This window comes from Methanosarcina barkeri str. Wiesmoor, assembly GCF_000969985.1.
GTDB classification, from domain to species: Archaea; Halobacteriota; Methanosarcinia; order Methanosarcinales; family Methanosarcinaceae; genus Methanosarcina; species Methanosarcina barkeri_B.
The window spans coordinates 2790306-2804973 of record NZ_CP009526.1 but is presented as its reverse complement, the minus strand read 5'-3'; the positions used below and the strand labels follow the sequence as shown (position 1 = coordinate 2804973).

Below are 14668 nucleotides of genomic sequence, written 5' to 3'. Positions count from 1 at the left end.
TTACTGATACTTTCCGAATTCAATTTATCGTAAGCAATAAGTTAGATTATATTTCATGATAATTAATAGTTATCTCTTCAGGAAAGAAAGGAAAAAGTAATTTCTGAAATTCAGAAATAATAAAAAGACTGAGAAAAAAGTAATCTTCTTGAAAATTTCAGGTTGCTTTCCGCGCAAATACAATCCTTGAGCCGTCCGTCATGTCAAGAGCACGGAAGACTTCAAGCCCGTAATTGCCAAGCAGCTTTATATACTCATTAAAGGGGACGCTGTTTTCGAAACTGTAACCGGATCCTCCTTTTTTCACACCTTCAAAAGTCCAGAGGTTCCAGTCAAGGCTGATAAGTGGGCTTGATTTCATTTTTTCATCAGGCATCTGCCTGGTTACGAAAACGCCTCCAGGATTTAAGGCTTCAGCAAGCTTGGGGATTAAGGAAGGCACTTTTCCTCCGGGGTTAAAGGAAGAAAAAATAAGGTCATAGCCACTTCCGAGTTCATCTTTAAAAAAATCTCCCGGAATTGTATCCACTCTTGAAGCTCCATATTTTTCTATGAAATATCTTGTTTCTCCAGTAACGGGTTGAAGGTCGAATACGAAAGCCTGAAGGTCTTCATTCAGCTTTGAAAAAGCGATTGCATAAAGCCCGTGGCCTCCTCCGATGTCAAGCAGCTTTTTGACATTTGTAAAGTCAACATTCTGCATGACAACCTGTACAGTTTCTTGAAGCAGACCACAGCGTGCATTTTCAGCCATACAGTGGACAACTTCCCCGAAAAAAGGTCCTTTCTCAACAACATCGGGACCCTGTTTTATAATCTGAGGAAGGCGAGCCCAGCGTTCGACATTTCTGAGCCTTTCAGCAAGGTAATGTTGCTGAGAAAACGGAGAACTTTTTAGGAGATAAGTTGCACTGAGTTCCGAGACAAGGTACACTGCATCGCCATCCTTTGTTCCGTTATCATGGTTCTCAGATTCGGTTTCAGATTTTCCTTTGTCTTGACTGGTGATTGCATCTATTTTTACAATCTGCGCCTTTTCTTCTTCCTTGTCTATTCCCTCCTCAAACCTGTCAAGGAACCCGAGACTATGGAGAGCTTCACAAAAATAAGGCATGAGCAAAGGATCACAGCCAAGCTTTTCAGCCAGTTCCTCCGCTGACAAAGGAGATTTAAGTGCTTCAAACACTCCGAGCTCAAGAGCCGAAACAATCAGCTTATATTCCTTTAAACCCTGAATAGAAGAATCGATAAACTTGAAAAAACAATCAAAATCGATCTCAGGCTTTTGCATTAAATCCAGAATTTTTCGGGTCTCTTCTTCATTTTTAAGCTTTATGCTAGCGTCGAGTTCACGTTCTACTTTGTTTTTATCTGTAGCTTGTGCATTAACTTCAGTATAAGGTTCTTTTTTATCATCAATTTTACTTTCCATGCCCTATCTCCTTTTTATTAATTCTTCCACACTTTTCACAGATCAATTTTAAAAATTTAATATTTTAGTATGTTTGTCTACTGTAAATAGTAATCTGATAAAATAGCGTAATAATTAATATGATAAGAAATTTACTTTATACTAATATCAGTAAACGTTGTTAACTAAAGGTACTACTCTAAGAAGATAAATCTTAAGGTGAAGGGCGAAACAATTAAAAAATATTCTTATCACTATTATTATTGTTGTTATTGTTGTTATTGTTATTATTATAATTATTATAATTATTGTGAAGCTTTCAGGAATTCAATAGCTTCCTCATCAATAAGCACTTAGAGCTTAGTTCTAAAAGAGTAATCGATTTCAATTAACTCATTATTTACTGAGCCTATCCCCTAACTCAAAACTGCTTCCTGAATCTCTAATCAGGAATGATCAATGGATTTCAGATCACGGAAAATAGTTCTGAAACTTTTATCTATTTGAAGATGAAACTGGTTTTGGGATAAATTTAGTATATATTTTCCGAACGTTGAATGAAAAATTCCGAAAATGGATTCCTTCGAATCCAAATAATTTTTGTCTATTTTTCTAAATATCATAAACTTTAATCTTTCAGGATGGTACTTCCATCATCACACTTAGCTATGAACACTCCATTGTCTAGGATGCCACCGGGAACATTAATTTTTCTGTCCTCTATCCAGATTCTGTAATTCTCAGAAATTAAACATCCTACTTCTTTTTGGAATATTGAAGAGTGTTTGTAGTAGTTCAATTTTACAGTATCCGGGGTTTCCTCATATAGTCCACATTCTTTAAACTTTTTATCTATATAGACGTCGAATGTGCCGTCATCATGGAGAATAAAATGGGTTGTCTTATTGGTGTATTTTCTGGGCATAGGGATCACATTTTTAATACATTAGGTTACATGGATTCGTTTTTCAACTTAATTAACTGAGTGTTGCTTTGATACTGTTTTATTTCATGTATATAATATTTTTGGTTTTATTATTATCGTGTTTTTAACAGCACCTATATCAGCAATAATCCATAGTAATATAAGTTTTATCTTTATAAATATAATATTGTCTTTGTAAATCTAATTTATACCCAAGTTGCTAAAATATAAATTCAAACTGGTACTTCTATTTTTAGGGTCCTCTTAAACTCACTCTCAAACTAGAGGTTATTACTTCTTTGTTCCATTAATTAAGGTTATTAGTAGTTCCCCTCAAAAAAGTACATTCAATTTTTCGTCTGAATTTTAATTAATGTCATAAAAAATCGTAAATTTTATTGAGAAGGATTTTCAATCCTTCTCTGGTGATTATTACGAAACCTCCACTTATACCACTAAATGAAGATTTCAAATGGCAATTGTTGTCCGAAATATTAAATGTTTTTGATTTGAGATTCTGTAAGCAAACTCTTACAAGGAGGGGCATTGTGCCCCTCCACAGATCAGTACCTACTATAAAAATTGTTCTTCTAAGCATGTTTTTTTCTTGTGAAATCTCTTATGCTATAAAGGAATTAAAAGAAAGAGAAAGCTTGAGAAACTTTTTAAAAATCAGTTTAGTACCAACTGAAAAGGAAGTTTATGGCATTCTTAGTAAGTATGAACCCCAAGAGTTTACTGCTTTTGTTTTTGAAATATTGAATGATTTATGCCCTAAGAGAAAAAATGGATCAAGAGACATTATTATTGATAGTACTGACATAAACCTTAACCTGAACTGGCACGCTAAAAAGATTACCAAAGAAAGCCTAAAAAACAAAGAATACAAGTGGGGCCATTCAACCCATAGAGGTTTCTTCATTGGTATGAAACTTACTCTTGCACTTGATTCTCAAACATTAAAACCTTTAGCGTTTCTGATTAATGAAGCAAATGTAGCAGAATCTAAAATTTATCCTGAAATACTTAAAGAACTTAAAAGAAAGAGAATAATAAAAGCAGGTGACGTTATCTATGCTGATAGAGGATACTATTCCTATGAAAACTACGTTATATCTGTAAGAAATTTTAAGGTAGTACCTTTAATTTTTCCAAGGAAAAACTGTAATTTTAAGAAACTTTTCAATATGTTTAGATATCCTCTGAAAATATTTGATTTAAGAAGAAATACTGAAAAAGAAATTAAATTCTACAAAGAAATAATTGCAAAGTTTAAAGAGTTAATAAGCAAATGGAAAGAACTCAGATCTGTAAGGTCAATCATAGAAGATGTATTCAAAATAGCGAAGAAAGCATACTCTATGGAGAATTTACACAGATATACAAGGAGTTCTGTCCAAAAGTACTGTTCTTTAGCTGTACTTTTAGTAGGGGTAACTGTAAATTACGGTATTAATGAAAGGAAGGAATTGCAAGCCTTCTCTGAATGAAGAAATTAAGAGGGGACTATAAAAATTACTAATTTAAAACATGTATTATTACTAACATAAATTAAAGTATTAATTTTTAATATACAATTCTAGAATAATGTTAAGATTTAAATAGTAAATCGTCATTATAATTCTTACTAAAAAGTTCAGCTTCCTTCTGAAACTTTGAAAAGTATTGGCATTCTGCAAAGAAGGAATCTGTTGTTAAGTTATATGGATAAACACGCTAGAGGCGGCACTCTGCAAATATAATGATTTTCGAAAAGGGAGTGCAGAAAAGCTACAGATGTCGCCAGGGAATTTAAGGAAACTAAACAAAAGTAAAGGGGAAATACAATGGAAACTGAAAATAAATCTGAATACATTACTGAACTTCCTGTTGAAATTCAAAAGATGTTAAAAAATCTGGATTTTCCTATAGAAAGGAACGGGATTATTGAACAAGCAAGAAATAGTAAAGCAATTCCGGATATACTGCGGGAACTTGGCATGCTTCCTGACAAAAAGTACAATAGTGCTGAAGATATCGCAGAGGAACTTCATAAAGTTTACATGGGTGTTCCAGCCTAAAAAAAGTAAATAATTTTCTCATTTGTTTTAATATTCTGCCGCAAATGCGGCAGATCTATTTTAGCTTCAATGCCAGGAATTTGGGACTATTTTTTGCTCCAAATCAATACATACAGATAAGAAAACTACTTGATTGGTGCAATGGATTCCTTTGGTTCAATGGATTCCTTTTATACTGTCTACAGAATGTCCTTAAGAGCCTCCGAAGCTGTATAAACGCTTCCAACTCCAAAAATATACTGAGTTATTCTTATCGCCTGCATTACTTCTTCTTTTGTCGCCCCTGCCTGCATCGCCTGAACTGCAAGGAACTTTACTCCGTTTACCGCACCATTAGCTGCATCCAGGGACATTGCAAGCAGGAACTTGTACTTGAGGGGTATTCCGTCCTCCACGAAAGCAAGTTCGCGTGTATTTTCGAGTAGAGCAAATAATTGAGGATCCTTGTCTACAATAACCTGTAGTGGATTTTCTGTCAATGTACCATCTCCGTTTCTCTTGAGTAAATCTTGATTTTATTGTCTATTCCATTTTATTAAATCCGTTTTTTAATTATTATACCCATCAATTAATTTAAAGTCCTTCCTTCGAACAAACGGGAACGAAAGTAGAAAAAGAAATAGATCAAGTGAAAGAGTGGAGATAAAGGAGGAAAGAGGAATAGGTCAAAGGAGAAGAAGGTCAAAAAGAAAGAGAAATAGGTTAAAAGGAGAAGATAAAGGTTAAAAGGAGAAGATAAAGGTTAAAAGGAGAAGATAAAAAAGATCAAAAAAGAAAGGCAGAAAGTAAAAAGGACGTAGTTCGTTTTTTATGCATATATTTCTCGGTAAAGAATTCAGAAAGTTTTAGAATAAATAGGGCATCCGTTTTTAGAGAGGAGGAACGGAGATAGATGGAGGGTGTTTAAATGAAGAGTTCACAGATGCCCAACTAAATATAATACTCATTAATATATAAAATTGAGTTTATACTGCTATTTTATGAGATTTTATCGAAGTACTTAAATTATTTTCTGTAAAAATATTCTCTATTCAAACTTCTCTGGAATCGGAGATATGGTTTTAATTTTCATTCAGAAATTCGTAAGCTATTGTTCCTTCTTCCGGCCCTTCTCCTTTTAAAATAAAACCATTCTTTTCCAGGACGCGAATTGAAGCTTTAAGATGAGGGTATGTATAGGCTACTATACTATCGCTTTTGAGGCTGGAAAGAGCCCATTGAATCATTGATTGAACAGCTTCAGTTGCATATCCTCTGCCATGATATGATTCAAGCAAAGAATATCCTATTTCAACTGTTCCTTTCTTGTGAGCAAGAAATCCTCCGCTCCCTATCAGAACAGGTTGTTCAGTACTTTTCCGTGAGAGAACCCAGTAAAAACTCCAGAGTTTCCGGTCCCTGGCCTGAATTCGCCCGATAAAATCTTCTATCACTTCAGGGGTTATTTGGTCAGGTGGCCATTCTGCAGGGACATGAGCATTGAGAGTTAAAGCAAATGCTGGGCGGTCGTGCAGTTCCAGAAGATACAGCTCCGAGGTGGCAGGGAGCAGATATAGACGTTCGGTATTGATAGGGTGTAGGGAAAGAGGCATGTACACGATTTGGCTTACTTTTATATAATGTTTATGCTGAATAATATTCAAGAGGGCTTAAAGTCACTAAATTGTAAAGTGAGAATACAAGTATGCAAAGGATATTTGAAATTTTTATAAGTGTTATACAATGCATTTAAAATGAAACATAAGTAAGAAATTTAAATGATTTCAGGTTTAGAGGATAAAATTTCAGTGGAGAAAACATTGAGAGAAAAGTTTGAGGAAAAGTTTGAGATAAAAAGGAAGGAAAAGTTGAGGAGAAAAAGTTTGAATGAAACAGGCATCTGATGTGGGGGATTAGTTTGGGGTTTTAGGGGGTATAAAAATAGTTGAATGTATAAAAAACATTTACCAGATGCCTTATATCTAAAATATGAGGCAATATTATATAAAAGTATTGATATTATACTATTCTGTCGAACTTATACAAACTGCGTGAGGAAAAAACCAAAGTATGCACAATATTTTCATGTGTTTTTTGTTAAATCAGGGATTAAATACTAATTTACAAGTGAAATCTTAAATATTAACCTATTCACAAAAATCCTAAAATTAATGAAATCCTTCCCTGGATAAAATTACGTATGAACGCTGGGATCTTCCTAATCCTACCGGCTTCCAGGCGTGTTTGAGGGTTTTACTCCTCCTCATCACACAAATATGCGCCATGCAGTAGATACCCTTACAGAAAGGAAATTCGGAAAGGAGGCCCTTTCAATCCTGAAACACTCGGGTACTAAAGGGATACGAGTGTAGTACGGAACAGGGTCAAGCGCCACAATGAAGAGTTTTAAAGCCTGCGTTGCTTTGCAGGCCCAGCATATTTATAACCGCTTTGGGAAATCTCCTGGCACGGTTCCAAGTATCTTTTTTATGTCTATCTTCAGGCTCATCATCTTGACCTTGAGTTTTATGATCATTTCTATGAGAAAGGAGCCTACTTTGAAATCCATGCAAGGCACATGGAACGCTGGCACTCGGATATGCAATGGAAGAGTTTTTAAAAAAATTGAAAATTTCTTTTTGATTTAGCTTTTATTCAAAGTGTCAAGACTGTTTTAACTCTAATGCGTGAAGTCCCCTTCCTCGATAGCTTCCGGTGAAAACCGGAAGGTGGCAGGTGGGGGATGAAAGCCGTCAATTACTCTCGTTCAAAGTACTACTTCCTTAGTCATTCTTATTTTAGCCAGTGAAGGAATCAGATGCCGTAGTTCCTGAAAAGCGTTTGAAAAGTATTTTTTCCAAGACCCAGGTGGCTTTTTCCAAGACCTAGGTGGCCAAAAAAGTACGAGAAATTCGTTTTTTTAAGCTGAAGTCAAGCGTAAAAGCCTTCTTGGCCCCTATTTTCTTAATGCCTTCAGCTTCATGGCAACGTTTTCAAATGTTAACTTAACACTCAAGCTTATACCTCTAACTTTCCTCTGCTAGCAATTTTTCCAGTAAGAGCAATGGACAGCAAGGACATAAGAGTAAGAACTAAAACCAGGAAATTGGCAAGTTCGTTGTTTCCTGCTTGAAAAGCGCTGTATATTGAAATTGACATAGTGTTTGTTTTTCCCGGGATGTTTCCTGCAAGCATGAGAGTGGCGCCAAATTCTCCGACAGCTCGTGCAAAACTGAGCACCAGACCTGCCAGAATACCCTTTTTTGCAAGTGGCAAGGTTATCAGGAAAGCAGTTTCAATTTCACTTCTTCCAAGAACATAAGCTGCGTATTCAAGCTCTTTATCCACGGCTTCAATGGCTGCTTGTGCAGTTCTTACCATAAGTGGGAGGGAAACCGTATAAGCCGCAATAACTCCAGCCTGCCAGGTAAACAGGATCCCTGTGCCAAAAAAATTGTAAATGAAGTGGCCAAGAAGTCCGTTTCTACCTACAAGAATAACCAGAAGATAGCCAATTACAGTGGGTGGAAGGACCAGAGGAAGTGTTACTAGCAACTCTGCAAGTTCTTTTCCCCGAAAATCACGTCTTGCAAATATATAAGCCAGGAATACTCCGCTGCACAGTACGAGAAAGGAAGAGAGGGCAGCTATCCGGAATGTAATAGATATAGGAAACCAGATCTTGTCCAACATAGAGATCATTTTTATGCTTTTAGCTTATTTTTTATTCGGATTCGGGAGTAAATCCATATTTTTCCAGTATTTCCTGTCCTTCGTCTCCAGTTATGAAATCCACGAATTCCTGTGCTTCCTCTTTGTTATCAGAATCAGAAACCACGGCTATGGGATAACTGATAGAAGTATTTACAGGGACAGTGGCAACGATTTTTATAGTTCCAGGATCTGCGGTCTTTGCATCGGTCATGTACACAAAACCTGCATCCACTTCTCCTCTTTCCACGTATGTAAGTACTTGTTTGACGTCTTCAGCAAGTATCGTCTTATCTTTTATCTGGTCCCAGATTCCTGCTTCGGTCAATGCCTGGGTTGCATATTTGCCTACCGGGGCAGTTTCGGGGTTTCCAATACTGATTTTCTCTACTTCAGGGGCTGTCAGGTCTTTTATTCCAGTTATATTGAGGTCGCTGTTTGTAGGGACTATAAGCACAAGGGAGTTCTGAGCAAAGTCTTTCCTTGTACTGTTTTCTATCAGTTTCTCACCGGCAAGTATGTCCATGTGGTTCTGGTTAGCCGAAGCAAAAACATCAACAGGAGCTCCTCCTTCAATCTGCTGACGTAGATTCCCTGACCCTGCAAAATTGAAATTCACATCTACGTCAGGGTTTTCAGTTTCAAACTGGGATTCTATGTCAGTAAAGGCTTCGGTAAGACTGGCAGCTGCAGATACTGTTATAGCATCAGGGTTCTGCTCGGAAGACGAAGTTTCTGCTACGACTGAGTTATCAGTTTCGTTTGTAGCTTCATTTCCATTACCAGTACATCCTATTGCAAGGAATACGCCTAATATTACTAACAGAACTATCAGTTCTTTTCTCATAACTTCACCTACTCAAAATATTTTTGTTATAATTACTTATGCAGTTGAACTCAGCATTGATAACAATAAACTTTTGGCAGTACCAATTATTTTTATATTTTCATGATGATATCCTCTGACAAAGTAATATTATGTTATAGATCACATTAGTCAGAGGACATATATGACAAACAAAGCGTTATGTTTAATAAGACATAACGCATTTCTCCCATATCTTTAATAGTATAAGAAGATTCCCGGTGCTTGTCTCAAGGAGGATTTTAACGTCGACTTATGACTAATGTATTGATTCTCAAATAAATACACAATAAGAAAATAATTACAGCTTATGACGCAAATATTATTTTAAAGTCACATGGAATTCTGTAACACGGAAAACGCAGCCGATTGCAGGTGATTCTATCTTTCATTAAAATCTAACAGTAATAATAAAATAGGATCAAAATTTAAAGAATAATTAGACCTTATTTCCTGAGTTACGCATTTTTAAGATTCCGAATAAACTTTTGTGAACTCCGCACCAAGCGTAATCATAATTGAGGAATAGTAAAATAGAAGAAATAACCCTATAATAGACCCTATTGCTCCATAGACGTCTGTTGGGTTACTGTATGCAATAAAAAGTACAATAACATATTTTCCTATTGTTACAAGAACTGCTGTTACGAAAGCTCCTACAAAAATCGATTTCAAGTCAAAACTCCTATCTGGAAGCACTCTATACACAAGTATAAAAAACAGCACAAGAATAAGGAAGCTGACTATTGAACCTGTATAATCAGCAATTAAAGGTGAAAATGGTAGAAATTGCTGGAACAAATTTGAAGCCGCATAAACAAATCCTTCAATAAATATGCTCATTGCGAGCAACCCTCCAAAGAGTATAACAATAAAAAAGGACATGATTGCATCTCTGATAAAATCTTTAATGTTGTTTGATTCAACGGGTTTGATATCCCATGCTCTCTCAAGGAAATTTTTCAACTGCCTGAAAACGTTACTTGCACTCCAGAGAAGAAATATAAAACCTATTAATGCACTTATTGAAAGAGAATTTATTTCCGGAATACGTTCAAAAAGTAGAATTATCATATTGATGATTCTCTCATCAACAGCTCCTTGCAAGTTGTTTATTATTTTACTCTGAAGATTTTCAGATTTCAAAAAAATACTTCCTATGGATACTGAAAACAATAAGAGAGCAGGAAGACTCAGTACAAAATAATAAGCCAGCGCGGCGCTGTAAGTCATTGCATTATCTTCCATCCATTCCTTTATTGTTCTGGTAACCAGATTTCTTACGTACCCCAAGCTCATACTTCCCACTAGTTCATAAGGCACTACACTTTTATTAAATATCTCTTATTAAATTTTTATAAAAAATTGCTGTTTCTGCGAAGGATAGAGTAAAAACGAAATATATAGGGAATAATACAAAGAAAAATAAAATCGAAATAAATATTTAGAATAGAGCCTATCCCAAAAGCCACTTTACTCTTAATCATTGGGAATTCTCAGAATTATTTTCATGATCATGAGCTTGATTGATTATTCAAAATACAAGGTCCAAGAAGCAAATTTCAAGTTTTGGGATGACCTCATAAAATAAATATTTAAAATAAAATAAATATTTACAATATTTTCTTAATGTATATTCTATGTGGAAAATTGGGAATAATTACAAAGAACTATTCACTTGTATTCGATTAAGGAATTCGTTAACGTTAATTCGGTTAAGGAATCTATTGACGTTAATTCGGTTAAGGAATCTATTGACGTTAATTCGGTTAAGGAATCTATTGACGTTAATTCGGTTAAGGAATCCGTTAACGTAAAAATACCTAATGCAATCATTTATGCATATCGATCTACATATTATTATGTTTACAGAAACGTCAACAAATATAACACGTTTCTCATAGATTGTATCTTAACCGAATACAAATGGACAAATCAAATTATGTAATAACCAGACAACAGGTTATTAAATTATATAAAGTAACTCCATTTTAGTGCTCATGTATATGTTCTCTATAATGAACATGCAGATGTTCATGAACAAGCTTGCCGTGAAAGTGCATGTGTTCATGAATAAGATTTGTAGAAAGTAAAAGTTCTCTGTTATTGAGCACCTTTTCCACATCCCCGTCCACAATAATTCTATGATCTTCGCCCATGACTATGGCTCTTTTGCTAATTTGCTCTACCGTTTCAAGGTCATGAGTGGCAGTGATTATAGTCTTTCCCGCTTTCCCAAGCTCCTGCAATAACTCTACCAACCAGAGCTGAGTCCTTGGGTCCAATCCTGCGGTTGGTTCATCCAGTAGAAGGACATCCGGGTTATTAGCCAAAACAGCGGCTATACAGACTTTTTTCTTCTCTCCTCCGCTCAGTGTATGAGGAGATCGATCTTTAAGCTTGGTAATTCCGATCATCTCCAGGACTTCTATCACTCTGGTTTTAACTTCTTCTGGAGTCATATTGAGCTGCAAGGGTCCAAAGGCAATCTCTTCAAAAACTGTGGATGAGAAGAGTTGTACATCTGAGTTCTGAAAGACAAATCCTACTCTTTTCCGGAAATAAGACCTAAATTCATTATCTTTAATAGCATCGAAAACATCTTCGCTTATCTGACTGTCAAAAGCATAGAATTCTCCCGAGGTAGGATATATAAGTCCATCCAGAAGGGTTAGTAGAGTCGATTTCCCACTGCCGTTAGAGCCCATTATGGAGATTTGCTCACCTGGCATCACCTTGAAGCTAACACCATTTAATGCATTTATTTTTCCAACATATGTATATGATACATTTCTCACATCAAAAATTGTTTCCATGTTCATATCACCTTATGATGTTATGGGAGATCAACACTAGCAATACGCTCATGGATACCGCAATTGCCCCTGAAATGTAATCTCGATTACGCATTTTGAAATCATGCATGATCTTAACATCACCATTGTATCCTCTAGACATCATGGCTGCATGAACTTTTTCACTTGTATCCAGAGACCTTATTAGCGTATAGCCGATTCGGCCACCAACCCATTTCTGCTCTTCGAACATGCCTCCAGTCTTAATGGTCCTGGCTTTCTTGGCAATGTATATCTCCCGCACCATATCAGTTAGCAGAAAAATGTATCTGTAGGCCATCTCCAGCGTGAAAACATAGATTTTAGGAACTCCCACCGAGCGCAGGGACTTAAAAAGAACCTGCTGAGGTGTGGTGAGAAAAAGCAAAACTACGGCAGATACGCACGTTGCGACACGCATTGTGAATATTACAGCAGAGTTGACGCCCTGCTTGGTGATGTAGATGCTACTAGGTAGTGAAAATGGTCCGAGGTGAGCTCCAGAGCCGAGATCTACTAACCTGATAAGAGGATCTCCTGGAAAGAAGACATTGAAGATCATTGGTATGGCGATGATTCCTGCAAAAATTGGTATGAAGAGCCACACCCGCTTAATGAAGAATAAAATCTCGATTTTGCTTAGATATGCAAACAGCAAAGTAAGCATATAAACAAAGATCAATAGTCTAAGGTCTCCGATTAAACTCATTGCGAATATCACTGTCAGGATGGAAACCAGCTTGGCTCTTGGGTCTAAACTCTGCAGGAAACCATCGCGTTTAGAGAAACTATCTGAGACAAAAGCTTCTTCCAAAAAGCCAAAGATTCCGTCAATCGTCTTTCCTATGAAACCCTTCTTACCGTGATGCACCGCTGAGCACCGGCATGGACCGGTATCTGTTTTTGTCATCCAATCTGGGATCATTGTTCACCCGCTCTAAAACCTGAATTCCAGCTAGTATTAAAATATGATATGAGTTAATTAAAAATCAAATTGCGTGCGGCCACCCCACCCTAAAGGATGGGGTATGCTTCAGGCCTCCCGCCCGGTTTCTGGGGAATAGTTAAGTATCCATTTACAAGACTTCCTTGATGCAGAGTTTCATTACCAACTTATGTAACCATGAGACTAAGAAACCTACTTTACAAAGAAGCAACGGTACAGAGGTTTAAACGAAACCAAACAGAGGCGAGGGTTCACTTCATCCCCAATCTAAAGAATAGGGTATTCGTGACCTTCTGCGCTCCCGTAGTAATAAACAAAAATTAAAATTATAAAAAGGTGTCGATTTTATACAAAATTTTATATTCCATAAGTTATCGGAAGACGAATTTTACATAAAGAGAACCAAATAAATTATAGAGAACTTCAATAAATCTCATATTTATCATCTTTATAAGTATTATAAACAATCTATCGAACTCACAGGTTTATTGAAATTCTCACAATATCAAATATTTGGCTTTCAATTTATGGCAAACTCACGACAATATTTAAAAATTTTAATTTTTGGCAGCTTTTTTTCCTATAAAATACAGAAGACCACCGCCGACTACTACTCCGATCACTGCGGACAGAATGTACGCTACAGAAGACATGGTCATCGACTCATCGCCGCCTGCAAAAGCATAATCAGGCATTGGAGCGCTCCAGAGGTCCGAGAGCTCCTCAAGTCCTGGAGGCACAAAACCGAGTTTCTCCTTGACTTCTTCAGGTCCCCACTCACCGAAGGTTTCGCCGACGGCCAAAAGACCCAATGGTGCAAAAATCATAAGGATTATCAAGCCAATGCTTAGGTTTCTTATTATTTTCTCCACGTTCTCACCTCAGGCTGTGACTGCCTTCTTCATTTTGTTCTTCTGCACTTCAGATTTTTCGCTATAAAATAGAGACGCATCCGTTCTCTGGATATAGGCAAAAATAAGTGCAGTTATCAGTGCTTCCAGGATGCTAAATCCAAAAGCATGTTCCGCTACCATGGCAGGAACAGTTACACTCAATGGGTAAGGCATATAAAGTGGGGTTCCGGCAGCTGTGTGTTGCAAGATAGGCTGTATTCCGAATTCAACACCTGTAAAGAAAGCTGCTATGGTCAGAGAACACCAGCCAGCTATAGCCGAAGCAATAACTCTTTTAGAGGAGGTGATATCAGAATTTCCGCTAATAAGCTTGTAAATATAGTAACCGACAAAGGGCATCACAACTCCCATGTTGAAGCAATTAGCGGCTATGGCCGTTATTCCTCCATCACCGAACATCAATGCCTGTAATACCAAAGCTACAGAAATAGATATAACTCCTGCCCATGGACCTAGAACTATGCCGATAATTGCACCTCCCACGGCGTGACCCGTGCTGCCTCCTGGAATAGGTACATTGAACATCATTATTACAAATGAAAAAGCAGCTGATAGTGCCAGCAGAGGGACCTGTCTGGACTTAAGTTCTGTGTTCAGTTTTTTTCCAGCGTAATACCATATCGGGATCATAATGATCCAAAACGCGACATAGGTATACGGCCCTAGATATCCATCTGGAATATGCATTTTTCGTTCTTCCCTCATTTATTTATAAAAATTATAACTGAGACTCTTTATTTTGACTGGGTAATTCTGTATGATCTAGAATATTTTTCTGAAAGAAAGGAAACTCAACTTATTTGTATATTTTATAACGTTTTGATAGTTATTTTTCTGAACATTGCCCTGACATGGCAGAAATGTTTTATGTTACTTATATATATTTTGATATTACTTTTTTTGATATATCAGTACTCAAATATAATTTGATATCTGTATTTAATTTTTAAATAAAAATTAAATGCCTTTATCTCTATCTTTTTTATTCATAAATAATTCTTATTAAATATTTTGTCTTGATTT

15 protein-coding genes are annotated in these 14668 nt (G+C 36.4%); 3 read left to right on the top strand and 12 right to left on the bottom strand.

The features are described 5' to 3' along the window. Nucleotides 1-157: 157 nt before the first annotated feature. Nucleotides 158-1432 (bottom strand): methyltransferase, encoded by a 1275-nt coding sequence (locus MSBRW_RS11625; protein WP_011307508.1) that lies wholly within the window; start codon nt 1430-1432, stop codon nt 158-160. A gap of 607 nt (nt 1433-2039) precedes the next feature. Further along, a complete protein-coding gene (locus MSBRW_RS11620; RefSeq protein WP_011307509.1) occupies nt 2040-2336 on the bottom strand; it encodes a hypothetical protein in 297 nt (98 codons plus the stop codon). 425 nt (nt 2337-2761) lie between these two features. Here MSBRW_RS11620 and MSBRW_RS11615 point away from each other — a divergent pair, with 425 nt between their 5' ends. Together MSBRW_RS11615 and MSBRW_RS11610 are read left to right on the top strand one after the other, a co-directional pair. After that, nucleotides 2762-3826: an IS5-like element ISMba15 family transposase gene (locus MSBRW_RS11615; protein ID WP_011307510.1), complete on the top strand. Its 1065-nt coding sequence runs from the start codon at nt 2762-2764 to the stop codon at nt 3824-3826. A gap of 336 nt (nt 3827-4162) precedes the next feature. Next, complete coding sequence (locus tag MSBRW_RS11610) at nt 4163-4396, top strand: DUF2795 domain-containing protein (protein ID WP_011307511.1); 234 nt, start codon at nt 4163-4165, stop codon at nt 4394-4396. Between the two features lie 179 nt (nt 4397-4575). Here the strand turns inward: MSBRW_RS11610 and MSBRW_RS11605 are convergent, their stop codons facing one another. Together MSBRW_RS11605 and MSBRW_RS11600 are read right to left on the bottom strand one after the other, a co-directional pair. Beyond that, nucleotides 4576-4875, bottom strand: a complete 300-nt coding sequence (locus MSBRW_RS11605; RefSeq protein WP_011307512.1) for a carboxymuconolactone decarboxylase family protein — start codon at nt 4873-4875, stop codon at nt 4576-4578. A 582-nt stretch (nt 4876-5457) separates the two neighbouring features. Next, nucleotides 5458-5988: a GNAT family N-acetyltransferase gene (locus tag MSBRW_RS11600; protein ID WP_080565369.1), complete on the bottom strand. Its 531-nt coding sequence runs from the start codon at nt 5986-5988 to the stop codon at nt 5458-5460. A 165-nt stretch (nt 5989-6153) separates the two neighbouring features. On the opposite strand from MSBRW_RS11600, the gene MSBRW_RS23920 reads away from it, so the two are divergent. Beyond that, nucleotides 6154-6279, top strand: a complete 126-nt coding sequence (locus MSBRW_RS23920) for a hypothetical protein (protein ID WP_268990259.1) — start codon at nt 6154-6156, stop codon at nt 6277-6279. Nucleotides 6280-6815: 536 nt separating this feature from the next. Here MSBRW_RS23920 and MSBRW_RS23915 read toward each other — a convergent pair. The 8 genes from MSBRW_RS23915 to cbiM form a co-directional block, all read right to left on the bottom strand. Then, nucleotides 6816-6944: a hypothetical protein gene (locus tag MSBRW_RS23915; protein ID WP_268990258.1), complete on the bottom strand. Its 129-nt coding sequence runs from the start codon at nt 6942-6944 to the stop codon at nt 6816-6818. Between the two features lie 449 nt (nt 6945-7393). After that, nucleotides 7394-8077 carry a molybdate ABC transporter permease subunit gene (gene modB / locus MSBRW_RS11590; protein ID WP_011307514.1) on the bottom strand — a complete coding sequence of 228 codons (684 nt, stop codon included), beginning with the start codon at nt 8075-8077 and terminating at the stop codon, nt 7394-7396. 22 nt (nt 8078-8099) lie between these two features. Then, nucleotides 8100-8933, bottom strand: coding sequence for a molybdate ABC transporter substrate-binding protein (modA, locus tag MSBRW_RS11585; protein ID WP_011307515.1), 834 nt, complete (start codon nt 8931-8933; stop codon nt 8100-8102). Between the two features lie 486 nt (nt 8934-9419). Next, a complete protein-coding gene (locus MSBRW_RS11580; RefSeq protein ID WP_011307516.1) occupies nt 9420-10250 on the bottom strand; it encodes a YihY/virulence factor BrkB family protein in 831 nt (276 codons plus the stop codon). A 692-nt stretch (nt 10251-10942) separates the two neighbouring features. Continuing rightward, nucleotides 10943-11767, bottom strand: coding sequence for an energy-coupling factor ABC transporter ATP-binding protein (locus MSBRW_RS11575; RefSeq protein WP_011307517.1), 825 nt, complete (start codon nt 11765-11767; stop codon nt 10943-10945). A 7-nt stretch (nt 11768-11774) separates the two neighbouring features. Beyond that, a complete protein-coding gene (gene cbiQ / locus MSBRW_RS11570; protein ID WP_048102865.1) occupies nt 11775-12710 on the bottom strand; it encodes a cobalt ECF transporter T component CbiQ in 936 nt (311 codons plus the stop codon). A 578-nt stretch (nt 12711-13288) separates the two neighbouring features. Continuing rightward, on the bottom strand, nt 13289-13603 hold the full coding sequence (locus tag MSBRW_RS11565) for a PDGLE domain-containing protein (RefSeq protein ID WP_011307519.1): 315 nt from the start codon (nt 13601-13603) through the stop codon (nt 13289-13291). A gap of 9 nt (nt 13604-13612) precedes the next feature. Continuing rightward, the gene (gene cbiM / locus MSBRW_RS11560; protein ID WP_011307520.1) at nt 13613-14332 is read right to left on the bottom strand and encodes a cobalt transporter CbiM; all 720 of its coding nucleotides are present in this window, start codon (nt 14330-14332) and stop codon (nt 13613-13615) included. Between the last annotated feature and the right edge of the window lie 336 nt (nt 14333-14668).